At 54.4% G+C, this 25781-nt stretch carries 23 protein-coding genes and 1 pseudogene; 10 read left to right on the forward strand and 14 right to left on the reverse strand.

Translation table 11 applies throughout. The annotated features are described in order from the left end of the window. Positions 1-24: 24 nt before the first annotated feature. From ATY27_RS06845 to ATY27_RS06860, 4 genes are read right to left on the reverse strand one after another with little or no spacing between them, the layout of a single operon-like run. Positions 25-636, reverse strand: a complete 612-nt coding sequence (locus ATY27_RS06845) for a TetR/AcrR family transcriptional regulator (protein ID WP_208932032.1) — start codon at positions 634-636, stop codon at positions 25-27. 22 nt (positions 637-658) lie between these two features. Next, a complete protein-coding gene (locus ATY27_RS06850) occupies positions 659-2119 on the reverse strand; it encodes an efflux transporter outer membrane subunit (protein WP_244151362.1) in 1461 nt (486 codons plus the stop codon). Between the two features lie 10 nt (positions 2120-2129). Then, a complete protein-coding gene (locus ATY27_RS06855; RefSeq protein ID WP_208932031.1) occupies positions 2130-5255 on the reverse strand; it encodes an efflux RND transporter permease subunit in 3126 nt (1041 codons plus the stop codon). Between the two features lie 12 nt (positions 5256-5267). Then, positions 5268-6506, reverse strand: a complete 1239-nt coding sequence (locus tag ATY27_RS06860) for an efflux RND transporter periplasmic adaptor subunit (protein WP_208932030.1) — start codon at positions 6504-6506, stop codon at positions 5268-5270. A 132-nt stretch (positions 6507-6638) separates the two neighbouring features. Here ATY27_RS06860 and ATY27_RS19830 point away from each other — a divergent pair, with 132 nt between their 5' ends. Beyond that, entirely contained in the window at positions 6639-6956 is a 318-nt protein-coding gene (locus ATY27_RS19830) for an excalibur calcium-binding domain-containing protein (RefSeq protein ID WP_244151361.1), read from the forward strand. Between the two features lie 84 nt (positions 6957-7040). Next, complete coding sequence (locus ATY27_RS06870) at positions 7041-9395, forward strand: exonuclease domain-containing protein (protein ID WP_208932029.1); 2355 nt, start codon at positions 7041-7043, stop codon at positions 9393-9395. Here ATY27_RS06870 and ATY27_RS06875 read toward each other — a convergent pair. Continuing rightward, positions 9327-10085 carry an SDR family oxidoreductase gene (locus ATY27_RS06875; protein WP_208932028.1) on the reverse strand — a complete coding sequence of 253 codons (759 nt, stop codon included), beginning with the start codon at positions 10083-10085 and terminating at the stop codon, positions 9327-9329. The genes ATY27_RS06870 and ATY27_RS06875 overlap by 69 nt on opposite strands. Positions 10086-10201: 116 nt before the next feature. Here ATY27_RS06875 and ATY27_RS06880 point away from each other — a divergent pair, with 116 nt between their 5' ends. Genes ATY27_RS06880 through ATY27_RS06890 form a run of 3 tightly spaced genes read left to right on the forward strand, consistent with a single transcriptional unit; the run spans position 10202 to position 14029 of the window. Further along, positions 10202-11110, forward strand: a complete 909-nt coding sequence (locus ATY27_RS06880) for a LysR family transcriptional regulator (protein ID WP_208932027.1) — start codon at positions 10202-10204, stop codon at positions 11108-11110. Positions 11111-11163: 53 nt separating this feature from the next. Next, entirely contained in the window at positions 11164-11604 is a 441-nt protein-coding gene (locus tag ATY27_RS06885; RefSeq protein WP_208932026.1) for a nucleoside deaminase, read from the forward strand. Further along, complete coding sequence (locus ATY27_RS06890) at positions 11597-14029, forward strand: diguanylate cyclase (protein ID WP_208932025.1); 2433 nt, start codon at positions 11597-11599, stop codon at positions 14027-14029. The genes ATY27_RS06885 and ATY27_RS06890 overlap by 8 nt, the downstream gene beginning before the upstream one ends. Positions 14030-14070: 41 nt before the next feature. On the opposite strand, the gene ATY27_RS06895 is transcribed toward ATY27_RS06890, so the two are convergent. The 6 genes from ATY27_RS06895 to ATY27_RS06920 all read right to left on the reverse strand — a co-directional run bounded on the left by ATY27_RS06895 (position 14071) and on the right by ATY27_RS06920 (position 19349). Next, positions 14071-15642, reverse strand: coding sequence for a PAS domain-containing methyl-accepting chemotaxis protein (locus ATY27_RS06895; RefSeq protein WP_208932024.1), 1572 nt, complete (start codon positions 15640-15642; stop codon positions 14071-14073). A 97-nt stretch (positions 15643-15739) separates the two neighbouring features. Then, positions 15740-16333, reverse strand: coding sequence for a 2OG-Fe(II) oxygenase (locus ATY27_RS06900; protein WP_208932023.1), 594 nt, complete (start codon positions 16331-16333; stop codon positions 15740-15742). Positions 16334-16501: 168 nt separating this feature from the next. Beyond that, positions 16502-17434, reverse strand: coding sequence for a hypothetical protein (locus tag ATY27_RS06905; RefSeq protein ID WP_208932022.1), 933 nt, complete (start codon positions 17432-17434; stop codon positions 16502-16504). 24 nt (positions 17435-17458) lie between these two features. Further along, positions 17459-18106: a hypothetical protein gene (locus tag ATY27_RS06910; RefSeq protein ID WP_208932021.1), complete on the reverse strand. Its 648-nt coding sequence runs from the start codon at positions 18104-18106 to the stop codon at positions 17459-17461. Beyond that, positions 18081-18644 (reverse strand): sigma-70 family RNA polymerase sigma factor, encoded by a 564-nt coding sequence (locus ATY27_RS06915; RefSeq protein ID WP_208932020.1) that lies wholly within the window; start codon positions 18642-18644, stop codon positions 18081-18083. Before ATY27_RS06915 ends, ATY27_RS06910 begins: the two co-directional genes overlap by 26 nt. Before the next feature lie 111 nt (positions 18645-18755). Continuing rightward, entirely contained in the window at positions 18756-19349 is a 594-nt protein-coding gene (locus tag ATY27_RS06920) for a DUF1801 domain-containing protein (protein WP_208932019.1), read from the reverse strand. A 73-nt stretch (positions 19350-19422) separates the two neighbouring features. Between ATY27_RS06920 and ATY27_RS06925 the strand changes: the two genes are divergently transcribed. After that, entirely contained in the window at positions 19423-20010 is a 588-nt protein-coding gene (locus tag ATY27_RS06925) for a DUF3833 family protein (protein WP_208932018.1), read from the forward strand. An 8-nt stretch (positions 20011-20018) separates the two neighbouring features. Here the strand turns inward: ATY27_RS06925 and ATY27_RS06930 are convergent, their stop codons facing one another. Together ATY27_RS06930 and ATY27_RS06935 are read right to left on the reverse strand one after the other, a co-directional pair. Next, positions 20019-21575: a DUF3369 domain-containing protein gene (locus ATY27_RS06930; protein ID WP_208932017.1), complete on the reverse strand. Its 1557-nt coding sequence runs from the start codon at positions 21573-21575 to the stop codon at positions 20019-20021. Between the two features lie 84 nt (positions 21576-21659). Next, positions 21660-22061 carry a DUF2721 domain-containing protein gene (locus ATY27_RS06935; RefSeq protein WP_347876414.1) on the reverse strand — a complete coding sequence of 134 codons (402 nt, stop codon included), beginning with the start codon at positions 22059-22061 and terminating at the stop codon, positions 21660-21662. A gap of 121 nt (positions 22062-22182) precedes the next feature. Between ATY27_RS06935 and ATY27_RS06940 the strand changes: the two genes are divergently transcribed. From ATY27_RS06940 to ATY27_RS06950, 3 genes are all read left to right on the forward strand, one after another. Beyond that, entirely contained in the window at positions 22183-22779 is a 597-nt protein-coding gene (locus ATY27_RS06940) for a YhgN family NAAT transporter (RefSeq protein ID WP_208932016.1), read from the forward strand. Positions 22780-22782: 3 nt separating this feature from the next. Next, positions 22783-24060 (forward strand): hypothetical protein, encoded by a 1278-nt coding sequence (locus ATY27_RS06945; protein WP_208932015.1) that lies wholly within the window; start codon positions 22783-22785, stop codon positions 24058-24060. 88 nt (positions 24061-24148) lie between these two features. Continuing rightward, positions 24149-24751 (forward strand): YjaG family protein, encoded by a 603-nt coding sequence (locus ATY27_RS06950; RefSeq protein WP_208932014.1) that lies wholly within the window; start codon positions 24149-24151, stop codon positions 24749-24751. A 17-nt stretch (positions 24752-24768) separates the two neighbouring features. Here ATY27_RS06950 and rsmD read toward each other — a convergent pair whose 3' ends face one another. Next, positions 24769-25389: a 16S rRNA (guanine(966)-N(2))-methyltransferase RsmD gene (gene rsmD, locus ATY27_RS06955; protein WP_208932013.1), complete on the reverse strand. Its 621-nt coding sequence runs from the start codon at positions 25387-25389 to the stop codon at positions 24769-24771. Positions 25390-25469: 80 nt separating this feature from the next. Here rsmD and ATY27_RS19835 point away from each other — a divergent pair. Then, a pseudogene (locus ATY27_RS19835) lies at positions 25470-25781 on the forward strand (hypothetical protein); the annotation flags it as partial.

The following is a 25781-nucleotide window of genomic DNA, read 5'->3' on the forward strand; positions in this document are numbered from 1 at the left end:
GAGCTTCTTATTACGCTGTGCGTTTTAAAACGGTGTCAATAAAGTACGGATCACCGGTTTTAACGCAATCAACACAGTATCTCGGTCCAGTTGCGGATTCAGCACCCGGCGGATCATCAGGCCGCCAAACAGCGCAAACATCACGCTGATCCGGCTGTCGAGTTCCGCTTCCGGCAGGTCACGAACCAGGCTGCCGTCACGGCGCAGCAGTTGTTTCATCAGCCGGCGGGCTTCAACGTCTGACGCTTGCAACGATACGGCGACCTTGTCATTACGCGCCGCTTCCGAAATCATTTCCAGTTTTAACGCGCCTTTTTCTACGTCCAGATGTTTGTCGACACCGTTTTCACAGCCATCGAGCATCACGTCCAGCAAGGGACCTTCGGCCTGTAAAAAACCGTCGAATACCGAAAACATCTCTTCCATATCACGCGCAATAATGGCATCGATGATGGCGTCTTTGCTGTCGAAATAGTTGTAGATATGGCCCGGGCTCATGCCGGCGGTTTTGGAAATTTCGGCCATGCCGGCGCCATGGTAGCCGCGGCGGCGGAAGCAATCTGAAGCCGCGTCCAGCACCTGCAAACGCCGGCTTTGCGCCAGCAATGGATCTTGCCGTCTGGTTTTTGTATTCATTTTGCTTCCTCCGCTTGTGGGGTTACTGCGTTACAGCCTTTGCATTCGTGCTTTGCCAGCCACCGCCGAGTGCTTTATACAAGCCGAGTTGGGCTTGTTGATAACTCAGACGGGCACTGGTCAGCTGTTGCCGTGCACTATACCAGCTGCGCTCGGCATCCAGCAGCTGCAGATAGCTGTCGGCACCTGCGTCAAAACGGGCCTGACTGAGCTGTTTGCTGCGAAAACTGCTGTGTTCCAGCGTTTGCAGCGCGCTTAACTGCGCCTGATAACCGGCTTTGTCGGCCAGCTGGTCAGACACATCCCGAAATGCCTGCAGGATCTTCTGCTGATAAGTTTCGAGCGCGATAGTACGGTCTGTTTCGGCCAGCTGCAAGTTAGCCTGGGTGCGGCCCATATTAAAAATCGGCAGGCTGATGTTCGGCACAAAGCTCCAGCTGCCACTACCACCGGCAAACAACCCACTGAGTTCATTGGAGGCGGTGCCGGCATTTGCGGTCAGGCTGATCGACGGGAAAAACGCCGCCCGCGCCACACCGATATTGGCGTTGGCTGCTTTGAGGAGGTGTTCAGCCTGCTGAAGATCCGGCCTTTGAGTCAGCAGCAGCGACGGGCTACCGGCGGCGAGTTCCGGCAGCGTCAGCTGGTCTTGTGCTGTTGGCAATAAAGCACTGAGATCAGCTTGCGGCTGGCCCAGCAACAACTGCAATGCATTCAGATCGCGCTGCAGCAAACGCTGATAGCGCGCCATATCGGCCTGGCTGATTGCCAGCAGGCTTTGCTGCTGGCTCAGCGTCAGCTCGGACGCCGCACCGAGCGCAACTTTGCGCTCGGTCAACTGCAGGCTCTGCTGATAACTGGCAGCACTATGCTGGGCCAGCGTCAGCAATTGCAGATTGCTGGCATAGCTATACCAGCTGCCGGCCACTTCAGACAGCAAACTGACGGTTGCGGCCCGCTGCGCCGCTTCGCTGGCAAACAGTTGTTGCAGCGCCTGCTCGGATTGATTCCGCACTTTGCCGAACAGATCCAGCTCCCAGCTGCTGCCAACCGTGACACTGGCTTGCTGCTGAATCGATGCGCTGCCGTTTTGGCCCCCGTTTTGGCTTAGATCTGCCGGCAACCGTTGCCGGCTTTGACTGGCGGATAAATCCAGTGCCGGATACCGGTTGCTGTCGCTGATTTGGTACAACGACCGCACGCGGTCGACATTCAGCACGGCCAGACGCAGGTCCTGGTTTTGCTTGAGCGCCTGCGTGAGCAGCTGCTGCAGTCGCGGATCCTGAAAAAATGCCTGCCAGGTTGGTACTGCTGTGTGCTGAGTTTCGAGTGGTGCTTGCGCATACTGAGTCGGCACTGCTGCAGGAGTTGCCGGTAAATCCGGTGCTAAAGAACAGCCGGTCAGCGCACTGGCGGTCAGCACGCTGAGTAGCTGCAGGCGGAACCTGCGGGTACTGCCTGTTGGTTTTGATTGCATCAACATCTAAAACTCCTTAACTCTGGGTATCAGCGGCAGGCTTGGCCGGGAACACCCGGCGCACCCCCACAAAAAACAGCGGAACAAACACCACAGCCAGAATACTGGAGGCTAAAGTGCCGCCAATCACCGAGATGCCGAGCGCGTTTTGCGCGCCAGAGCCTGCGCTCGAGGCAATCGCCAGCGGCAATACGCCACAGATAAAGGCCATCGACGTCATCAGGATCGGCCGCAGCCGTAACCGCACCGCTTCAATCGCGGCGTCGACCAGCCCCAGACCTTGTTCCATCCGGGCGATAGCAAATTCGACGATCAGGATGGCGTTTTTCGACGCCAGACCAATAGTGGTGAGCAAACCGACCTGCAGGTAGATGTCGTTGGACAGCTGGCCGACCAGCGCAGCCAATGCCGCACCAAACACGCCAAGCGGCACAATCATCATGACGGCGGCAGGAACTGACCAGCTCTCATACAGCGCCGCCAGACAGAGGAATACCACCAGCAACGACAGCGCATACAGCAGCGGCGCCTGGCCACCACTTAACCGTTCCTGATAAGAAATGCCGGTCCATTCAAAACCAACACCGGGTGGCAGCTGTTTTACCAGCTGTTCCATTTCTTCCATTGCCTGACCTGTGCTGTAACCCGGTGCTGCAGCGCCCTGAATTTCCATCGCAGAGAAGCCGTTGTAGCGTTCCAGCCGCGGCGAGCCGTAGCTCCAGTGGCTGCTGGCAAAGGCGGCGAATGGCACCATGTCGCCTTTGGTATTGCGGACATACCATTTATTCAGGTCTTCCGGTGCCATCCGGCTGTCGGCTGCGCCTTGCAGGAAGACTTTTTTCACCCGGCCGCGGTCAATAAAATCATTGACGTAGCTGCTGCCCCAGGCAGTGGCGAGCGTGCTGTTGATGTTGGCCTGGCTGATCCCGAGCGCCTCGGCTTTGGCTAAATCAATATCGAGTTTCAGCTCCGGTGTATCTTCCTGACCATTGGGGCGTACGCCTGCCAGCACCGGGCTTTTGGCGGCCATGCCGAGCAACATATTACGCGCCTGCAGCAGCTGGTCGTGACCAAGGCCGGCTCTGTCCTGCAGATAGATGTTAAAGCCATTGGCAGTGCCAAGTTCCACCACCGCTGGCGGCGGGAAGGCAAATACAAAAGCTTCTTTAATGGTGGAGAAATAGCCCATCGCCTTCCCGGCGACGGCGCCGACACTCAGGTCCGGTCTTTGCCGCTCATCCCAGTGCTTCAGGTTCACAAAGCCAATGGCCGCATTTTGGCCGGAGCCGGCAAAACTAAAACCGGCCACAGTGAAAATGGATTTGACTGCTTCCTGTTGATCGACCAGAAAGTGTTGCTCCATTTTTTTGACCACACCCAGCGTTTGTTCTGTGGTGCTGCCTGCCGGCAACACGACCTGATTAAACAAAATGCCTTGGTCTTCGTCCGGTAAAAACGCTGAGGGTAACTGACTGAAGATGTAGATCAGGCCACCAAAAATCAGGCCATACACCAGCAGGTATCTTTTACTTTGCGCAATCATTTTGGCGACCAAGCTCTGCGTGCCCTGATTGGTTTTATCAAAACCACGGTTAAAGCCGCCAAAGAAGCGTCCGGCCAGCGATCCCGGCTGATGCACATGGCTGGGTTTTAACAAAGTGGCACACAGCGCCGGCGTTAACACCAGGGCGACCAGCACCGACAAGGCCATCGCGGACACCAGCGTGATGGAAAACTGCCGGTAAATCACCCCGGTCGAACCACCGAAAAAAGCCATCGGCACAAAAACGGCTGACAGCACCATGGCGATGCCGACCAGTGCGCCTTTGATTTCATCCATCGATTTGCGCGTTGCTTCCAGCGCCGACAATTTCTCTTCGGTCATCACGCGCTCGACGTTTTCCACCACGACGATGGCATCGTCGACCAGCAAACCAATCGCCAGCACCATGGCAAACATCGTCAGCGTGTTAATCGAATAACCAAAGGCATACAGGATGGCAAAAGTACCGAGCAACACCACAGGCACGGCAATAGTCGGGATCAGCGTGGCGCGGAAGTTCTGTAAAAACAGATACATCACTAAGAACACCAGCACTACGGCTTCAATCAGCGTATGCACGACTTTTTCGATCGACAGCGCGACAAAAGGTGTGGTGTCGTAAGGCACCACCGCTTTGAGGCCGGCCGGGAAAAATGGCGTTAAATCGGCCAGCGCCTGTTTGACGCCGTCGGCGGTATTCAGCGCGTTGGCGCCACTCGCCAGTTTAATGCCGATACCTGAGGCAGGTTTGCCGTTGTAGCGGGCGACGACGTTGTAGGTTTCACCGCCGAGCTCGACCGTTGCGACATCACTGAGCCGCACCACGCTGCCATCGGAAGCGCTTTTCAGCAGAATATTGCGGAACTGTTCCGGCGTTTGTAGCCGGCTTTGTGCCGTCACGGTCGCATTCAGTTGCTGGCCCTGCATCGCTGGTAAACCACCAATCTGACCTGCCGACACCTGAGCGTTTTGCGCCACAATGGCTGCGCTGATATCGGCCGGCGTCAGCTTGAAATTCTGCAGCTTGGCCGGGTCCAACCAAATGCGCATTGCATATTGCGAACCGAATAATTGGACTTCGCCGACACCTTCGACGCGCGAAATAATGTCCTGCACATTCGATGCAACATAATCGCCGATATCGATGTTGGTCATGCTGCCGTCTTCGGAAACAAAACCGACCACCATCAGAAAGTTACGGGCTGATTTGGCCACGGTGACGCCCTGGCGCTGCACTTCCTGCGGCAACAATGGCGTCGCCAGTGCCAGTTTATTCTGCACCTGGACCTGGGCGATATCCGGATCGGTTTCCGCATTAAATGTCAGCGTCAACGTAACCTGGCCACTCGACTCCGAGGTGGACGACATATACATCAGGCCGTCCAATCCTTTCATTTTCTGTTCGATCACTTGCGTGACGGTATCTTCCAGCGTGCGTGCGGAAGCACCGGGATAACTGGCGCTGACACTAATGGCCGGCGGCGCAATCGATGGATACTGGGCCACGGGCAGGGCACGGATCGCCAGCACACCGGCCAGCATCACCATGATCGCCAGCGCCCAGGCAAAAATCGGTCTGTTGATGAAAAAATGCGACATCAGGAACCTCGCTTAACGGGCCGCAGCCGGTACTGCCGGGGCAGAACCTTTGCTGGCATTGACTGCAGGGGAAGGCGCTGCAGAAGAAGGGACTTCAGTGGAGGTCGCCGGTACCGCCTGTACCACAGCGCCGGGGCGGATTTTTTGCAGACCTTCAACAATCAGTTGGTCGCCCGCCTGTAAACCGGCGGTGACTAACCAATTACTGCCGACGGTGCGGTGGGTTTGCAGCAGGCGCGGCTCCACTTTGCCGTCCTTGCTGACAACCAGCGCGGTGGCTTCACCTTTGGCGTTGCGGCTGACGCCGCGTTGCGGCACCAGCATGGCGTTCGCCTGCTGACCTTCCTGCACCGTGGCGCGGACATACATGCCCGGCAGCAGCAGCTGGTCAGGATTCGGGAAGCTGGCGCGCAAAGTGACAGAGCCGGTATCCGGGTTCACCGTCACTTCGGCAAATTGCAGGGTACCTTTGTGCGGATAGACGGAACCATCTTCCAGTTTCAGGCTGACTTCGGTCTGGCTGGCCGCCTGGCCGATAGCGCCCTTCGCCAGTGCTTGTTTCAGCGCCAGCAATTCACTGCTGGACTGCGTCAGGTCGATAAACACCGGGTCTAATTGTGTGATTGTGGCCAGTGCCTGGTTTTGGCCGCTACTGACCAAAGCGCCGGTGGTCACCGTCGATTTACCGATCTGACCAGCAATAGGGGCCAGCACTTTGCTGTAATTCAGATTGATTTGTGCCGTGCTGACCTGGGCTTTAGCACTTTGTAAATCGGCTTTGGCCTGTAAAAAAGCCGCTTCGGCTTCATCAAAATCCTGCCGGCTGACCGCTTTGATTTTCAGCAGTTCGCGATAACGTTCAGCTTTGGCCTGCGTGCTGGCGATATTGGCTTTGGCCCTGGCTTCGGCCGCTTGTGCGCTTAACAACGCCGCAGTAAAAGGCGCCGGGTCGATTTGATACAAAGTGGCGCCGGCTTCAACCCGGCTGCCTTCGGTAAAATGGCGCGCCTGTACGATGCCACTGACTTGCGGCCGGATCTCAGCGATCTGCGCGGCCTGCACCCGGCCCGGTAATTCACGGCTTAAGGTGACATCCTGCGGTTGCAGGGTAACAACGCCTACTTGCGGAGCTGCAGGGCCTGCGCCTTGTGTGGCAGGGGCTTGCTGGCCACAGGCTGTTAAAAACAAGGCGCTGGCAAGCAGGGTGAAAGTGCTTTGCAGCAGAGGTTGGTGACGACGAATAGGCTGCATCAGAAAGATCTCCAAATTAGAGTGAACGTTCATTCTAATTAATGGCGGTGAAAAAATCAACGGGGAGAATTGTCAGGATTGGGTAAATGTTGCATAAAGAGAGCTGACTGTGACGATAAAAGGAACTTTGAAATGCTGAATAAACTCTTGGTTCTGGTTATTTTGATTGGGATTTGGCAGTGGTGGCGTGGTCACCAATCTGTCGCTGTTAGCACAGCGCCACCAGAGGTGACTGTTGCTGCAACGCCTGCAGCATTGAATGAAGATCCGCGATGGTCAGATACCAGTTCACAGCAGGCAACGCAGAGTTTTGCCTGTGATGGCCGGCAGTATTGTAGTCAGATGAAAACTCTTGAAGAAGCTGAGTTTTTTATCGCCAATTGCCCTAATACCAAAATGGATGGTGATAACGATGGCGAACCATGCGAAAACGATTCTCGATGGAGATGAAGATTTTTGGACTAAAATGCTGTTTGTTTATCCAGTATTTATTTTGCTACAGTAAGACAAGCTTTTTTCTGACCGGACTTGCTGATGCCTGCGCCTGTTGTATTACCCCCGGATTATTATCTGCAGCATTTCGCTGAGTTTCTGGCACGCGTGGAAGCGCAATATGCCGGGCTGTTGGGGCCGGTGGAGCTGCAATTTATTGGCGATTATCGTGCTTTGTCGCCGGACGCGCGGCGCTTGTGGCTGCGGATGTTCAGCCGCAAAGGCACTGTGTTTGCCCTGGCGGACCTGCAGTATGCCGAAATCAGCGATCAGCCGGCGGCCGCAACGCTGTTGCTGCAAAGTGGTTTTGCCGCGCGGCCGGAACAAGATGCCGATCTCGCCAATTGGTTACTGAAAGCCAATAAACAACAGCTGTGGGACCTGTTGCAGCTGGGGCTGGCCCAGAACCAACTGCTGCAATTGCCGAAAAAATCTGCTGATAAAGCAACCTTGCAACAAGCAGTGACAGATGCCGCGTTACTGCAACCCGCGTTACTGGCACAAAGTGGCGACTGGCTGGCGCTGCGTCAGACCGACGCCTTGCAGTATTTATTGTTTTTGTTTTTTGGCCGGATTGAAACCGATTTGTCCGCTTTTACGCTGCGCGATTTAGGCGTGATGGCAACCGGTGGCCTGCGCACTGAAGCCCAGGCCGGTACCGCACCTGCGGGAGCCGCGGATCGCAGCGAACCGCTGTATCAGGCGCGCTTTCTTGATGTGGCCACCGCGCAGGCGGCTTATGCCTATGCTCAATTAAAAGCCGCACTGCGCGAGGCGCTGCCACGCAAAAACAGTGTGCTGAGCCCTGAGCAATTACAGCAATGGCAGGCGCAGTCAGCATTATGGCCGGAACCGCTGGATGAGCGCACTGAACTGGCGCGGGAGAAACTCTGTGAAGCCTTGGGCCGTCAGGCGGAGCGGCTCGGCCAGGTCGATACCGCCATTCACTGGTATCTGGCCGGTGGCGGCTATCCGGCGTCGGAACGCCTGATGCGGCTGTATCACAAGCTGGGCCGGCGCGACGAGCTCAAGGCGTTGCTGGCGCAAATGCAAACCGAACCTTGTTGCGACGAAGAATATTATCTGGCGCTGGATTTCAGCCGCCGCGTATTCAAGCAAAGCCGTATCACCGCAACCACACATCTGCTGCAGCAAGCGGCTGTATTAGCGCTGGACGAACTCTGGGCCAATGCACCGGAGCAAGGTGCCTTGTTTTATTACCGGCAGCAGGGTTATCAGGCTGAACATCTGGAAAACAACCTGTGGCTGGCTCTGTTTGGCTTGTTGCTGTGGCCGCAGTTATTTGAAGCGCCCGACAGCAGTATTTACAACGAATTTGAACGCCGGCCGCGTGATCTAACCACGCCGCTGTTTTATCAGCGCCATGGTGTGGCTATTGAGGCGCAGCTGAAGCTACTGGACGACAAAGCCGCGGCTTGCCGTTATTTGCTGGCGCAAAGTACGCGCCATTATGGCAAACAGAACGCAATTTTCAGCTGGTATCCGGAATTGACGCGGCCGCTGCTGGCGCTGGTTCAGGGGGCGCCGGCCGGCGCTCTGGCTGCGGTACTACGCAAAATGGCGTTGGATTTTCGCCGTCATAGCAGTGGTTATCCGGATTTAATGCTGTGGCGTGACTGCGACAGTGAAAATAACGGGCAAGTGCAGGATCTGCAGTTTATTGAAATCAAAGCCCCGGGCGACAGTGTGCGGCGCAATCAGTTAAGCCGGCTCTATAGCCTGCGCGACCTTGGCTTTGCGCTGCGGCTGGAGCGGGTGCAGTGGGTGCTGGATCCGGCGCGGATTTATGCCGTGGTCGACGTCGAAACCACCGGCGGCACGGCTGGCAATGATCGGGTGACCGAAATTGGTTTGGTCAAACTGCAATATGGCCGTGAAATTGCGCGTTATTCGACGCTGATTAACCCGCAGCGGCGCATTCCGTCTTTTATTAGTAAGCTCACCGGCATCACCGATCGCATGGTGGCAACAGCGCCAGGTTTCAGTGACATCGCCGCTGAACTGTGGCAGTTGCTGCAGGGCTGTATTTTTGTCGCGCACAATGTGCGCTTTGATTATGGTTTTATCCGCGCCGAATTTGCCCGCTGCGGTTATACGCTGCAGTTACCGCAGCTTTGTACTGTGGTGGAGAGCCGGCGTTATTTCCCCGGCTTAGCCTCCTATAGCCTCGGCAATCTGACGGCGCATTTTGGTATCGAATTGACGCAGCACCACCGCGCGTTCGCCGATGCTGCCGCAACGGCCGAATTGTTGTTGCTGATTAATCAGCAAAGATCGGCCAATGCGACAGCACAGATAACTACCAACTCAGAGGAACATACCACCGGAGGCTTCGATGCGCTGCGCGGTGATCCAGCCAGCGTCGTCACTGAGTAACAACCGCATCACAGCGCCTATATCATCCGGCTGACCGACACGGCCGAGTGCCGTGTTGGCTGCCAGATATTGGTTAATCGCCTGATTGTCCCGCACGGCGCCGCCACCAAAATCGGTTTCGATTGCCCCTGGGGCCAGCACATTGACGCGGATGCCACGCGGCGCCAGTTCTTTCGCCAGATACAAGGTCATAGTTTCCACTGCGCCTTTCATCATCGCATAAGCGCTGTAACCCGGGATGGCAAAACGGGTCAGGCCGGTCGACAACTGCAAAATGCGGGCGTTATCGGCCAACAGCGGCAACAGCTGCTGGGTCAGGAAATACGGCCCTTTAACATGGATGTTCAGCAGCTGATCAAACTGCGCCATGCTGGTCTCGGTAAAAGGCGTATGGACGCCGATGCCGGCATTGTGGATCAGCGCGTCCAGTGTGCGGCCATTCCAACGCGACTGCAGGGTTTCACTGAGGCAGCGGACAAAATCGGGCAGCGTATCCGGGGCCGCTAAATCCAGTTGCAGCGCCACGGCACGCTGGCCTAATTCCCGTGCCTGTTCCGCCACTTGCTCAGCTTCCAGTGCATTGTGTTGATAAGTCAGGATCAAATCAAAGCCAGCCTGTGCCAGTTTTAACGCGCCGTTTTTGCCAAGACCGCGGCTGGCGCCGGTAATCAAAACGATTTTATTGCTCATCTGTTGCTCCTTCAGGTGGGCGAAAGTGCCACCGACAGCTGCAGTGTATTGATAAGCAGATAGCCAATAAATATGCTAAAAATGCTTAAACTATTCGCTAATTGAGGATAATTGGCATGCAGGATTTACTGCTGGCTTACCGGGTTTTTGCCCGCACTGCCGAACTAAAGAGTTTCCATCTGGCGGCGGAAAGTCTGGGCCTGTCGAATACTTATGTGTCGACACTGGTGCGCCAGCTCGAATCTCAGTTGGGCAGCCGCTTGCTGGCACGCACCACCCGCAAAGTGCAGCTGACCAGTGACGGCCAGTTGTTTTATCCGCGTTGTGTTGAGCTACTGGCCGAACTGGATCAGTTGAATCAGCTGTTTGTGCCGCAACAAGGCGAACTGAGCGGAAAACTGCGGATTGACCTGCCTACCGGCATCGCAAGATTGCTGATACTTCCGGCGTTGCCGGCGGCACTGGCAGCGCAGCCCAAATTACAACTGGATATCAGCTGCACCGATCGCAAAGTGGATTTGGTCGCCGAAGGTTTTGATTTGGTATTGCGCATCGGCAGTGTCGACAGCGAAGGTCTGGTGGCGAAACAGCTCGGTGTTGCACCGCTGACACTGGCGGCCAGCCCGGCCTATCTGGCGCGGTTTGGCACGCCGTTGCAGCTGGCGGATTTGGCTGGCCACCAGCAGGTGCATTATGTCCGCCATTTTGGCGCGCAGGACCCGGGGCCGGCCTATTTGCTGCACGAGCAGCTGCAGTATTTTGCGTTACCGGGCGCGGTGACGGTCAATCATACCGACAGTTATGAGACTGCGTGCCTGCAGGGTTTGGGCCTGATCCAGGCGCCGAAATTTGGCCTGCAGCAGTATTTTTCCAGCGGGGCGCTGGTCGAAGTGTTGCCGGGGCTGCCGCAGCCGGCGATGCCGGTCTGGCTGTTGTATCCACACCGGCGCCATCTGACACCGCGGTTGCATTGGGCTTTGCAGTGGTTGCAGAATTTAATCACGCCTTTGCTGCAGCAACCTTGACGGCAAGCCATTGACGGCACAGGCTTAAGCAGAACTTAGCAGCGGAGTGCAAGATGTCTGATCCCTTTATGCAGGCGGCGATAGAACAAGCCGAACTGGGTCTGGCCGAAGATGGCATTCCAATTGGATCTGTACTGGTCATTGACGGCAAAATCGTCGGGCGGGGCCACAATCAACGGGTGCAAAAAGGTAGCTGTACTTTGCATGCCGAAATGGACTGTCTGGAGAATGCCGGCCGGCTTAGCGCCGCCGATTATCGCCGTGCCGTGTTGTATTCCACGTTATCGCCCTGTGATATGTGCAGTGGCACTGTGCTGTTGTATGGCATCCCGAAAGTGGTGATTGGCGAGAACCAGACCTTTCAGGGACCGGAAGCTTATCTGCAAAGCCGTGGCGTTGAACTGGTAAATCTGCAGGATGAACGCTGTAAGTCTTTGATGCAGCAATTTATTGCCGAACGTCCGGCATTGTGGTTCGAGGATATCGGTGAGTAGCCGCTGGTTCTGGACCTTATTGCTGCTGTGCTGGCCGGCTGGCGTCCTGCTGGCGGCAGAAAAAGTCCGCCTGCAGCTAAAGTGGCAGCATGGTTTTCAGTTCGCTGGTTATTACGCGGCAGAGCAACAAGGTTATTACGCGCAGGCCGGCTTAAAAGTTGAACTGGTCGCAGCCAGTCCCGGGCTAAAGGTACTGAACGAAGTGATGGCAGGCCGGGCGCAGTTTGGCGTTGGCACCAGCAGTTTGTTACTGGATTATGCCAAAGGCCAGCAAGTGCACTTACTGGCCAACGTATTCCAGCATTCGGCGCTGGTGCTGTTGTCACGGCCGACTGGTGCGATACCGGATATCCAGGCACTGCGTGGTCAGAAAGTGATGCTGGAATCCGGTGCCGAGGAACTGCGGGCTTATTTACGCCGCGAAGGCCTGACCGATGCGGATTATCAGCTGGTGGAGCACAGCACCTCATTGCCGGACCTGATCAATGGTCAGGTCGCCGCCGTGTCGGCATATAGCAGTAACGAGCCGCTTCTGCTGCAACAAGCAGGGATCCCTTATCATTTATTTTCTCCGCGCAGTGCCGGCATTGATTTTTACGGTGACAATCTGTTTACCAGCGCGGCGCTGATGCGGAAAAAACCGGAGCTGGTGGAAAAATTCCGCGCCGCCAGCCTGCAAGGCTGGTCCTATGCCATGCAGCATCCGGCCGAAGTGGTCGATTACATGGTGCAACATTATCCCGGCGGGTTAAGCCGGTCGCTGCTGCTGGCCGAAGCGGCAGCGATGCAGTCGTTATTGCAGACCGATTTAATCGAGCCTGGTTATATTAATCCGGTGCGCTGGATGCATATCGCGTCGGTGTATCAGCAACAGGGCCTGTTAACGACCATTCCGGATCTGGATGGGTTTTTATACGAGCCGGCCAGTACTATTGATTTAACCTGGGTATTAATTGCGCTGCTGGTGTTGCTTGGGCTGTTACTCGCACTAGCGCTGCTGGCCTATATCACCCAGGTCAATCGCCGCTTGCATCAGTTGTTGCAACAAAAGCGTCAGCAACAAGGCTGGCAACATGCGCGCAGTCAGATCCTGCAACAAATGTTGCGGGATGAAACTGCGCCGCATGAACTGCTGACCAGCGTGTTACAGCAATTGCAGCAATTTCGCAGCGATTTTCATCCGCTGTTATTGTTGGACCGGCGCGGCGAGCTGCCGCAACTGATCCATATCGATCTGAGCGCTGCGGGCTGGAGCGATATGCAGCAACGGATCGCGGTGTTTGACAACGATTGTGATATTCCCGGACTAAATTTATTGGCGGTGCCGCAGCTCGGCAATCCCAGCCCGGAATTTACCGGTGTGGCCGCAGGGCAGCTGCGGTTTTGTGCCTTTCCACTGCAAGGCGACTGTAGCCAGATCCCCGGTGTTTTGCTGGTCTGGCAGCAACCCGAATTCAGCGCGCAGGATTATGAATTACTCGGTGATGTTGGCTCGTTGATCGCGATTAGTCTGGAACGTCAGCGTGACCGGGAAGCATTGCGCCAGAGTGAAGCCCGCCACCGGCTGCTGACCGACCATGCCAGCGATGTGATTTGGACTATGGATCTGGTCGGCAATATCACTTATGTCAGTCCTTCGGTGCAACGCCAACGCGGTTTTACCGCCGAAGAAGTGATGCAACAGCACCTGACGGAAGCTTTAACGCCGGATTCGGCACAACTGGTATGGAATCAAATGATCCAGGCCAGTGCGCTGGTCGCGGCTGGTAAGCCTTATCCGGAATTTGTCGCCGACCTGGAACAACCGCATAAAGATGGCGGGACCGTGTGGAGCGAAGTGAAAACCGGGGGTATTTATAACGAAGCCGGCGAATTTATCGGTGTAGTTGGAGTCGCCCGCGATTTGACAGAACGGCGCAAAACGGAACAACAAATGCGTTATATGGCGCAGCACGACAGCCTGACCGGCTTGCCGAACCGGGCGCTGTTTATGGATCGGCTGCAGCAGGCGCTGACTTATTGCAGCCGGCATCAGCGCCAGCTGGCAGTTTTACTGCTGGACCTGAACAAATTTAAGCCGGTTAATGATGAATACGGTCACGCCGCCGGTGATGAGTTGCTCCAAGCTATCGGCGAATCTTTACGCAAACTACTGCGGGCTTCGGACACAGTGGCACGGCTTGGCGGCGATGAATTTGTCGTGTTACTGCCGCAGCTGGAGTCGCCGTTGGAAGTCAGCAAAGTCGCCGCGAAAATCACCGAAGCATTGGCGCAACCATTTGTGTTGAGTATGGCAACAGTACAGATAGGCTGCAGTATTGGTCAGGCGCTGTTTCCGGATGATGGATCAGATGCGGAGCAACTGATCCGTATTGCGGATGAACGGATGTATCAGCAGAAACAACAGCGCCATCAGGGCCGATAAACCGGCTCTGGCAGCGTCAATTTCTTGCCATAACATCTTTGTCAGGTATCGCGGCGAAAACGCAGCACCAGCTCATGCAGTTCTTCGGCCGTATTGTTTAACTGCTCACTGCTGTGGCACACCTCTTTACCGCTTTGCATGCTGTCGTTGGCAAGTGTAGAGATTGAGACGACTTGCTGATTAATGTCCTCAGCAACGTGAGATTGTTGTTCTACCGCGGCGGCCATTTGCGTGGCCATACTGGCAATGCCAATCACCACATCGCTGATGCCACTCAGCATTTGTTCGGCTTCCTGCACTTTGGACACCCCAACTGCGGCGTCCTGTACACCATTTTCAGCCACAGTGACCGAACTTTTCGCCTGTTCAGACAGTTGCCGGATGATCTGATAGATCTGCCGGGTGGATTCGGTGGTGCGGGAGGCCAGATGACGGACTTCATCGGCAACAACGGCAAAACCACGGCCTTGTTCTCCGGCGCGAGCTGCTTCAATCGCTGCATTTAAAGCGAGCAGGTTGGTCTGGTCGGCGATTTGTTCAATGATTTGTGCCGCCTGATTAATCAGGCTGGTTTGGCCGGCGAGGGTGGTGACCGCCTGGCTCACCCCGTTGACTGTTTGCTGCAGCTGCAAAATAGCTTCGCGGGTTTGCCGGGCAATGGCTGAACCCTGCCGTGCCAGCGCATCGGCATCATTGGCTTTGGTTGCGGTTTCCTGCACATGACTGGCGACTTCGGCGATGGTCGTGGTCATCTGATGCATTGCGGTGGCAACCAGCTCCGTCTGTTGTTGCTGTTGTTGCAGATGCTGCACCGACTGACTGGACAATTCGTAAGCGGACACTGAACGCTGTGCGACCGTAGTGGCGGAATCTTCAATCCGCGTCAGCATCGTATCCAGATGGGAATTACTGGCTGTCAGCGCAACTTCCAGTTCACCCAAAGCACCACCATGCCGGGCATAAGTTAATACGGCCAACGGATCGGTGAACGGATGTTGCATCGCCTGACGCAATACGGCGAGTTCGCTGTTACTGCGTAGTTGCATAGTGGCGAGTGCGGCGACTGCAGCGACTGCTGATAGTCCGGCGGTCCAGCTGACACTACCCACGGCAAAACAGACCGCAGCGCCTGCCAAAGACAAGCCCGGTAACGCGTACCAGCCGAGCTGGTAAGCCAGCGCCGAACTGCGCCCTTTTGGCGTTTTGCCGGCGTTGATCTGGGCGTACATCTCATTGGCGTGCTGGATTAACTGGCGGTCCGGCACCACCCGTACTGATTCATAACCAACCACTTTGCCCATCTCGCTGATGGGAGTGACATAGGCGTGCACCCAATAAAAATCGCCGTTTTTACAGCGGTTTTTCACCAGTCCCATCCAGGCTTTGCCTTGTTGTAAATGTTGCCACATGGTTTTAAAAGCGGCCGCCGGCATTTCGGGGTGGCGAACAATATTGTGATGCTGGCCAACGAGTTCACTGCGGGAGAAGCCGCTAATGGCCACAAATGCATCGTTGGCGTAAGTGATAGTGCCCTTTAAATCCGTGGTCGAAATCAATTTCTGCCCGGCAGGAAAGGTCCGCTCGCGCGTGGTTATTGGCAAATTCTGGCGCATTCGGCTAAATCCTTTTTAGTAAATATATGAAAATCGGGGGGAATCATCGCTGAGCATAGCTCAGTCAGGCGCTTTGTCAGGGAAAGATCAGTTATTTCTAATCTACACGAAACCAGCCGGCGATACTGAACCGGACCATTTCAGCCGGTAATACTTCATGCGGAAAACGGGCGCTTTCAAACAACACCAAAGTGCTGGCTTGCGGCTGGACTTGCAGCAATGGTGTGTCGTGTTCGCTGTAAATCTGTAAAGCGCCACCGCTGGCGACGTCATTGAGGTAACACACGGTAGTCAGCACCCGACTGGACCGGCCGGTAAAGGCGTCCAGATGTTTTTGATAAAAATCGCCACGCTGATAACGGGCAAAATGTGCTTCGTGATGGGTCAGGCCGAGAAAACAGCGGCGGTTGGCTGCCTGCTGGATGTGGCACATTAACGCCAGATATTGCTGTTGCGCATCAGAGCTGCCATCGAGCCATAAGGTCTGATCACGGCGAATGTCCGGGTCGAGTTGCAAGTCCTGGCCGCGGCCGATGCCGGCGGGTTTTAACTGCGCTTGCTGAGCTTCCAGGCACAATTGCTGACAAAGGCTGGCTGGCAATGCGTGCGGGATCACGACCAGTCCGTGCAGATAAAACTGTTCAACCGCGTTGGCTAACCAGACAGGCTCAGGCAATTGACTGACAGGCATCTCAGATCTCCACAGGCATAGTGCTTACTGGAGGGGCTTTTTACGCAGCGGCGGCGGGGCTGTCAAGTCTGTAAGTGGATTAATTTTAGGAACGATCGGCTTTGTAGATAAAAAAACCGGGTCTGCATGGCAGGCCCGGTATCGTGGCTGCAGTTAGCTCTGCTGTGCTTAATACTGATAATAGTCCGCTTTTTTCAGCAATGATTCTGCGCCTAACTTGCCGCTGATGCATTGATTAATATCAGATTTTTTGAATACCCAATAAATATCTCTGCTGTCGCGGCCGCCATCAGTCGACAGCTGCAGCGAGACAAACTCGCTGTCTTTTAATTCGCGCAGACTGGCACCGTAGTCACACAGCGTTGCCGCAAATTTGCTGCCGACCTGTGCGATCAGCTCAATTTGTTTTTGCTGGGCTATTTTGGCCTGTTCCTGACGCTTTTTCAGCATTTCCTGTTCGGCAATATCATATTTTTGCTGCATCTCTTTGACTTGTTTTGCCAGCGCCGCTTCTTTTGCGGTCAGTTGGGTTAACTGTTTTTGCTGCTCGGCATCCAGTTTGCCGACCTTGCCGGAGAATTCGACATCGCGTTTTTCCCGCTGCACATCACGTAAATCGCGCTCCAAATCGCGTTTTTGCTCCCGTAATTCACGGCTTTGGTCACGCATCCGTTCGTGCTGTTCCATCATTTGTTCAGCGGCGAGTTCGGCCTGTTCCTGAAATTCCTGCAATTGGTCTTCATCGACGGCATGTCCGGCCAAAGCGGCCTGGGCAACTGCATTGGCTTGATCCACTACAGCCGACAAATCAGCTGGAGATATCGGCGCCACTGGCGGAACAGGGGCGACCGGTGCTATCGCAAAGAAGCGGCCAAAACCACCCGAAGTACGGGTCTGGAATAACACGCCCTGACCCGCCAGGTAACTCAGGTCAATCCGGCCAACGCCGGCGGAACGGCCGGGTTGTTCCATCGATTTTTGCAGGATATCCCGCATAATTTCCAGATTTTGCTTCAGTTTGTCACTGACCTGCGTCGCCGCATGGCCACCCGTCGATAAAGTCAGCAGCACGGCGGCTGCCACAGAAGAGATAAGTTTCATCACACAACTCCATTAGTTGGGGCGTTAATTTTGGCGATTAATGCGGTTGTCCGGGCTGTAATTCAGTCGCGCCTGGGTTGGCTGGACATTGTCCTGCCAGTATTGCCAGTCGGCCTGTCGTTGCTGGTTAAGGTATTCCACCAGTTCCAGCATGTCACCGCGCCGGTTTTTCTGTTCAGCCTCAGTCAGATAATCCTTCAGCAGGATCAGCTGCGACGCCTGTTGTTGTTGTTGTCTCTGCATTTGGGTCTGCAGATACTGTTGTTGTTCGGTTTTATAGCTGGCCAGCTGCGCCGCCACTTGTTGCTGCACCTGTAGCTGCATTTCCATTGGGTCGACCTCGCTCCAGCGCAGTGCAATACCACCGTTTTGCACTTGCAGACTGAGCGGCGACATGCTGATCACCAGCGCCAGTGCTGACATGCCCACGCTGAGGCGCGGCCACCAGGATGTGGTGGCAGGCGTTTTATGGCCCCACTGCTGGCGGAACATGCTGCTGGTATCCACTTGCGGCACCGGCGGATAATCTGGTTGCCGCGCCAGTTGTTGCAGCTGGGCGGCCGTCTCAAAACGCGCCCGCCAGACCGGATCATGCGACAGCGCGTTGCGGCAGGCATCGGTGGTCAGATCACCGGCGAGCCAGGCGTCAAAAACTTGCTGACTGTTCGACATCGTGGTCCTCCAATTGCACCCGAAGTTTATCCAGGGCGCTGTAAAATCTTGATTTCACTGTGTTACTTGAAATCGCCAGTTGGTCGGCAATTTCGTCAAAGGTAAAGTGTTGATAAAACCGCAGTTCGACCACCAGTTTTTGCTCTGGCGGCAGCGTTTTTAGTTTTTGCTGCACCAGCAGCTGTGTTTGTTGTTCTGATAACCGTTGTTCGTGGCTGGGTTGATCTTCATGTTCCAGTTCCGGCAGATCATCCAGGTCCTGTGTCGGCTTGCGTTTGCGTAGCATATCCATGGCGCGATAATTCGCGATGCCAAATAACCAGGTTTTAAAACTGCTGTCGCCGCGAAACTGCGCCAAATTCCGGCACAATACTAACAACACGTCCTGCAACAAGTCGCGGGCATCGTCCGGATTGCCCATCAATCGCAGGCTGTAATAGTACAAAGCCGACTGATAGCGACCGACCAGCTGGTGCCAGGCCCGCTCGTCGCCATGGATGGCTTTTTCTATTAGGGTTTCGTCGCTGCGTTTAAACACTGTGTGATCTGTTTTTGCGTTGTTGATATGCCTTGGTCGGGGCAGGGATATATTTAGTTTGGCAAAATCGGAAAAAATTCGAATATTTTGCAATTATTCCGAAAAATCATTTTATTTCATGTACTTCCAGTTTCTGGTTTTGTGCTCACTGAGCCATAACACGATAGTCTCCAGCCGTTTTTGCTGAGTGCCGGCAGTTTTTGCCTGCAAAAACCATTCAATATAGTCATTTTGCTGTGCAATAGTCATTTGCTGGAAAAAAACACTGGCAGCGGCGTTTTGTTGCAGCGCCGCAGCAACGGGCGCTGGCAATGGCAGGGCCGTTTGAGGTTTTTTCTGCCGCGGTAATGCTGCTGCCGGGCTGGCCGCTAAGTCTGCCGCCTGACGCAATAATACCTGCAGGTCGACATCGGCCGGTAAATCGCTGATGCGGCAAATCTTACCAAACTGCCCCATGCCCGCAGTGCCACCGGCTGCAGGAACTGTCAGGCCCAGTGCATCAGCACGCCAGAAGCCAAAGCCACAATGCGCTTTGAAAGCGGCCATAAAACACAAATTATGTTGCAGGCAAAAAAACGGCATGCCCCATTTGATCTGCTCGCTGATCTCCGGCAGCGTCTGATGCACCAACTGGCGCAAATGCAACAGCACGGGCCGGGCAAATGGGGCGGCTTGCTCAATATAGCGGTCTACATCAGGATTCATCGGTGTCTCCGGCAGATCCATAGGAAGTTTTCCTGCGTAGTTAAAGTATCTGCAATCAAGTCCGGACCTGTAAATGAAAATTCTCGTTGCGCCCGTTATCCTGCTCTTGCTCAGTGGTTGTAGTCAATCGCTGGATGACTATCAGCAGATGCAACCGACCTTAACTTTACCCGGCTTTTTCAGTGGCAGCAGTCAGGCCTTTGGGGTGCTGCAGAACTGGCGTGGTCAGCAGACGCTGCATTTTTCTGCCGAGCTGTGCGGCCAGTGGCAAGGCAACCGCGGCGATTTGTACGAGATTTTTTTATATAGTGATGGCCGCACCGATAAACGGCATTGGCAACTGCAGGTCGGCGCGGATGGCCAGATCAGCGGCAGTGCCGAAGATGTGGTCGGCGCAGCCAGCGGCCGCATTGCCGGCAACACGCTGTATTGGGAATATGTGCTGCGTATTCCGCAGGTCGACGGCAGTATTGATGTAGCCGTCAAAGACTGGTTATATCTGGTCACGCCACAGCAACTGGTGAATCGGTCGACGCTACATAAATATGGCCTGACAGTTGGTGAGTTGACGTTATCGATTCAACAACTGGATACAAAAGCGTCTTGCCAGGATTTTATTCAGCGTTATCAGCAAACTGTGCGCTCGGCACCAAAGGCCTGAAATCGCGATCAGGACTGAGTACTTTCATCCGGGAACGCGTCGCGGATCGCCAGAAACTCATCGATATGGCTAAGCAGGATGTCGGTCAGCACCGGGTCGAACTGTGCGCCTTTTTGTTCATGCATATACTGCACGACCTTCGGCATCGGCCAGGCTGGTTTGTAACAGCGTTCGCTGGCCAGCGCATCAAACACATCAGCCAGCGCCGTGATCCGGCCAGCGATGTGAATTTCCTCACCTTTTAAGCCCCGCGGGTAACCGATACCATCCCAGCGTTCGTGATGTTCGTGCGCGATCACCGCGCCGTACTGCAGAATTTCGTTTTGTGATTTTTGTAAGATCTGATGGCCAACTTCAGCGTGCGTGCGCATGATGGCCCACTCGTCAGCGTCGTGTTTACCGGGTTTATTCAGAATGTAATCCGGGATGGCAATTTTACCGACGTCATGCAGCGGCGACGCCAGTTTGATTTTCTCCGCATCATAGCCAGATAAGCCGTATTTGACTGCCAGCAGATAGCTGAAATTGGCCACCCGTTTGACATGACTGCCGGTTTCTTTCGAGCGTTTTTCCACCGCTTCGCCAAGGATATACGACAGTTCGCGCTGGCTTTCTTTAATCAGTTCACGCAGTCGGACATTTTCATAAGCCACTGCGATATTACTGGCGAAATAACTCAGCAGATGGTGATCAATCTGGTCAAATTTACTGTCTTTGCTGACATAAAGGAAATTCTCCAGCCCGCGATTCGTCGTGAAGTAGCCGACAAAATAATCGTCGCCATGAAACGAACGTTTTAACTGATGCACCTGTGCCAGTTTTTGTTCCACTTCCGCCGGCAACTGGAATTCTGGCCCGGTCACACACCCGCTGGCAGCGATGATATCTAATGACAGTTGCTGTTGTTTTGGATCGCCGGTCGCGGCGCAACAGAAAATCTGGGAATGTTCAAGCCCAAGTAAGCTCGCAGCCTGGCCGAGAATAATAGAGGCGAACTCCTGCAGACTGTCACATTCGAGGAAACTGACGGTAGAGGCGATCACCCGTTCCAGGCCTTTTTTGTTGTTTTCAATAATGCAGATATCGCGATAGGCGCGCAGGGCAGAATACAGCAGCGTTTTTAATTTGATCGCCGTGACTTCGGTTTTGTTTTTGTAATCGTTAATGTCGTAATCGCGGATCACATGTTCTTCCGGCGCTTCGCCGGGTTGGCCGGTCCGCAGAATTAAGCGGATCTGGTGGTTTTTTAAATCGCTGCGGATGGTTTTGACTAAATCGAGACCGGCGTGATTGGATTCCATCACCACATCGACAATGGCGACTGCGATATTCCGGTGCTGTTCCAGTACCAGCAACGCCGCTTTGGCGCTGTATGCATGTAATAATTGCAGCGGCCGACCTTCGAACTGGAAGCCTTTGAGCACCAGATTGGTGATTTGATGAATGCTCTCATCATCATCAACAATCAGCACCAGCCAGGGTTCCGCCGCCGGTGCGGTTGATGTTGGGTCCGGGGTGGACTGAAATTCCTGATCAACACCAAATAAAAAATCCTGATTCGACATAGAGGGGGCCTGAGTATCCGGTTAATTCAACCACAGCTTTGAATGTAGCAGGCTTGTCAAAAAAATCCTCTGCGGCCTACCGCTTCAGGATTGCCGGTCAGCGGCTTCCAGTGATTCCAGTTCAATATTGATGGCATTGCAGGAGATCTGAATTTCGTACAAAGACACAGTCAGACTCAGCACCAGACTGGCCAGACTGGCGCCAAAAAACCACTGGCCGGCCAGATCCCACTGCATAAATAAAGTAAACATCGACAAGGTGCACAAAATGAAGCTGATCACGCCCCAGCGTTGCATTGAGCGGATCAGCACTATGCGTTGACGCAGATTTTCAATTTGCCGTTTGGCCAGGTCGCGTACCTGATGACCCTCGCGGTTATTCAGCTGGCGAATCAGTTGCGCCAACACCAGAAAACGATTGGTATAGGCCAGCAATAACAAAGAGATGGCGGGGAAGAGTAATGCCGGGGTGGTGATAGTCATCATAATCATGTTCCTCTGAACGCCGTTTTACCGGCGGCAACTGCCATAGTGCGAAAACTGCTGCAGCAGTGCAAGTTTTTGATCATACTCAGATCTTCATAGCAGAAACACAGGAGAATTCCGCATGGCGGTTGATTTGTGGAGCGCGATGCTCACGTTATTTCTGATCATGGATCCACTCGGCAATTTACCGATTGTGGTCGCTATTCTGAAAAACATCAAAGCAGAGCGCCGGATGAAGGTGCTGGTGCGCGAATTGCTGCTGTCGCTGGTGATCCTGTTACTGTTTTTGTATGGCGGTCAGGCGTTCCTCAGTATTTTGGGCGTGAAAGAAGAAGCGGTCAGTATTGCCGGCGGTATTATTTTATTCCTGATTGCGTTACGGATGATATTTCCGCAGGAAGGTGGCGTGATTGGCTTAAAAGAGGGCGAAGAACCCTTTTTGTTTCCACTAGCGGTGCCGATGATTGCTGGCCCTTCGATTCTGGCAGCATTGATCCTGCTGGCGAATCAGCAACCGGGCCAGATGCTGGACTGGACGCTGGCGTTATTAGGCGCCTGGCTGATTAGTTCTGCCATTTTGTTATTTGCGCCGGCCTTGCACCGCATTCTGGGCGAACGTGGTCTGACCGCAATGGAACGGCTGATGGGCATGATTCTGGTTATCATTTCAGTGCAAATGCTGTTAAATGGCATCGGTCATTATTTTAAGTGGAATTAGGTGATGCAACAGGATCCTGTGATCCAGCAATGGCTGGAGCAAACAGAACAGCAACTGCGCGCGCAGCTGCAGGAACTGGCGCAACAGCTGCAGCAGCAACAACAGCTGTGGCAGGAAGAGCTGCGGCGGGATGAGGCAACATCTACAGCGCCTGAACTGGCCGCATTACAACATGAGCTGCAGCAGACCCGGCAGCTGCTGAGTGTCGCGCAAAAACAAGCACAGGCCGACCAACAGGCGGTGACGTTAGCCACGGCGCAACGCCAGTCTGCCCAGGAAGAGCGCGACGAAGCGCTGGAAGCTATGCGCCGGTTAGCTGATCAGCTGCGGCTTAGTCAGGATGAATTCCGCCAGGAAAAACAACAGGTGCTGGCATTGCAGCAGCAGCTGGAGCTACTCAGTAATGAACTGGCACTACAGCACAAAGATAGCGGCGTGCTGACGACGCTGCAGGCTGAACTGCAAGATGCTCAGCTGCAGCTGAAAGAAGGAAGGCAAACGTCAATACAGCAGTCAGAGCAGGCCCAGCAACAACTGAACCAGTTACGTGAACAGCTGCAACAGCTGACGTCGGCAGATCAGCAGGTGCAGCTACAGTTAGAGCAGCAACTGCAACAACTTGACCAATCCAACGCACAACGGCAACAACTGGAACAGCAACTGGCGCAACAACTGGTGCTGACAACCCGGCAACAGACCGAGCTGCAGACACTGCAGCAGGAGTTAACGACCGCGCGGCAAGATCAGCAGGCACTGGCTGGTCTGCAACAACGCCAGCAACAACTCTCTACTGAGCATACGGCGCTGGAGCAACAACTGACCCAATTGCAACAACAACATTTTCAATTACAGCAACAACAGCAGGAATCCAGTGAACTGCAGGCGCAGTTTCTCGCTTTGCAGACTGCATACGCGACATTGCAGCAGCAACAGGAAGAGACAGTTGCACAGCACAGCGTGCAGCAGGCGGAGTACCAGGCACAACAGCTGCTCGTCACTGAACTCACCACTTTACAACAGCAACAGCAGGTGTGGCTGCAACAGCAGCATAAACTGGAAAGTCAGTTATTCCGCGCCCAGGCCCGCGTTGAAAGCATAGAAGAACGCCAGCAGGCCGAAGCTGAGCAGTCGCGTGAGACGATCCGTCAGCTCCGGCAACAATTACAGGCACAGCAAGCCGAAGCACAGGAACAGATCCAGTTACTGCAACAGCAGGCCACCGAATTCCGGCTGAAATTTGATTACGCGCAAAAACAGCTGGTGCAGCAGTCAAACAGTTAGCCGGCAATACCCGTCAAACTGGCCGTGCCGTTGTGCTTTGTGTATGATGGCCGGCATTGCTGCATAGCCTGTTACGGACGCCACATTCATGTCAAAAGCCAATAATTTCCAGAAGATGCGCGAGCTGACCTTTTATCAGCAAGCCGCTGTTGCCATTGTCTTATTAGAGCGGATGTTGCCCAACTACCAGCTGTTTGCTGAAGTCAGTAGTTTTGGTGATGCGGCATTACCGCGGCATACGCTGGATCTGGTGTGGGAATGGTTGCAGGTGCGCCGCGCCAAAATTAACTTTGAACGGTTACAGGACGAACTGGAGCTGATCACACCGGAAGTGACGCACTTTGATATGTTTGGTGTGTATCCGGCGGTGGATGCGATGATTGCGCTCGACAGCATGCTGAATGGGATCCGCGAGCAGGACAGCATGGAATTTATTAATGTTGCGAAAATTTCGCAGGCATCCGTTGCCCGGTTGATTGAACATGAATCGGCCGATCTGGATATCACCACTGAAGCGGAACTGAAAAAAGTGGTGCGTGACCATGAATTAATGGCTTATGAAATGGATTGTCTGGCGGAATTGATTGAGATCTGTAGTGCTATTCAGTCATTTGACCGCGAACAGATCCAGCAACTCAAAGCCTGGGTCAAAGAGCAGGGCGTGACCAATCTGGGCATGGAGCTGAACTGAGTTCAGCTGCTGGCCGCTTAAGCAGCAACCGGTTGGCAGACAAACAGCCGGTAAGCCAGCTGACCGGCAATTTTATCTTTGATTAAGCGCCAATTCTCTGGCAAGTCACTGATATCCAATTCTTTTTCTGTTTCCAGATAAATCAGCGCATCGGTTTTCAGCCAGCCTTGCTGTAATAACGCTGCACAAGGCAACGCCAGCCCCTGACGAAATGGCGGATCGATAAACACTAAATCAAATTGCTGAATGGCTGGTCCTGCGAGGAACTGCATCGTATCGGTCTGGCGGACTTCTGCATTACTGCAGTTGAGACGGGCCAGGTTTTGTTTCAGCTGTGCAGCGGCTTTATTGTCGCGTTCGAGCAATAACGCACTCTGGGCGTGGCGGGATAAGGCTTCAAAGGCCAGGCTGCCACTGCCGCTGAAACAATCCAGGACCACCCGTCCCTGCGTATCCTGCATCAGCCAGTTAAACAACGTTTCTTTGACACGGTCGGTGGTTGGCCTTAAACCCATTACATCCAAAACCGGCAGTTTGCGGCCGCGCCATTGCCCGCTGATGATGCGGACTTCCCCCGGCTGTGCTGACGTGGTGGTGGTTTTTGGACGGGACTGCGGGGCTGGGGAGCGGCTTTTCATCAGGGTTTATGCACTTAGAATAAAGGTGATACTATAAGCGTCGATTTTACCGCAGTTTCGACAATCTGACAGCGAACCTTATGACTAAACCGAATAAACTATTTTCCTGGCTGGGTTTTGGCAAAAAAGATACCACCCCGGTCACGCCTGACGTTGTGGCGGAAACTACTAAAGCCACTGTGCCGGCAACGCCGGCGTCAGCAGTACAACAGACTGAATCGGTCACAGCGCAACCCGTGATTGCGCCTGCCGCAGCGCCGGCGGCTGAGGCGGAAGTAGCAGATAAACCAGAGATTATTACACCTGAGACGTCTCTGATAGTTGAAAACAAGGCGACGCCACACTTCACTGCAGAGCCAGAGCCAGAGCCAGAGCCAGAGCCAGAGCCNGNG

The organism is Rheinheimera sp. F8, assembly GCF_001518915.1.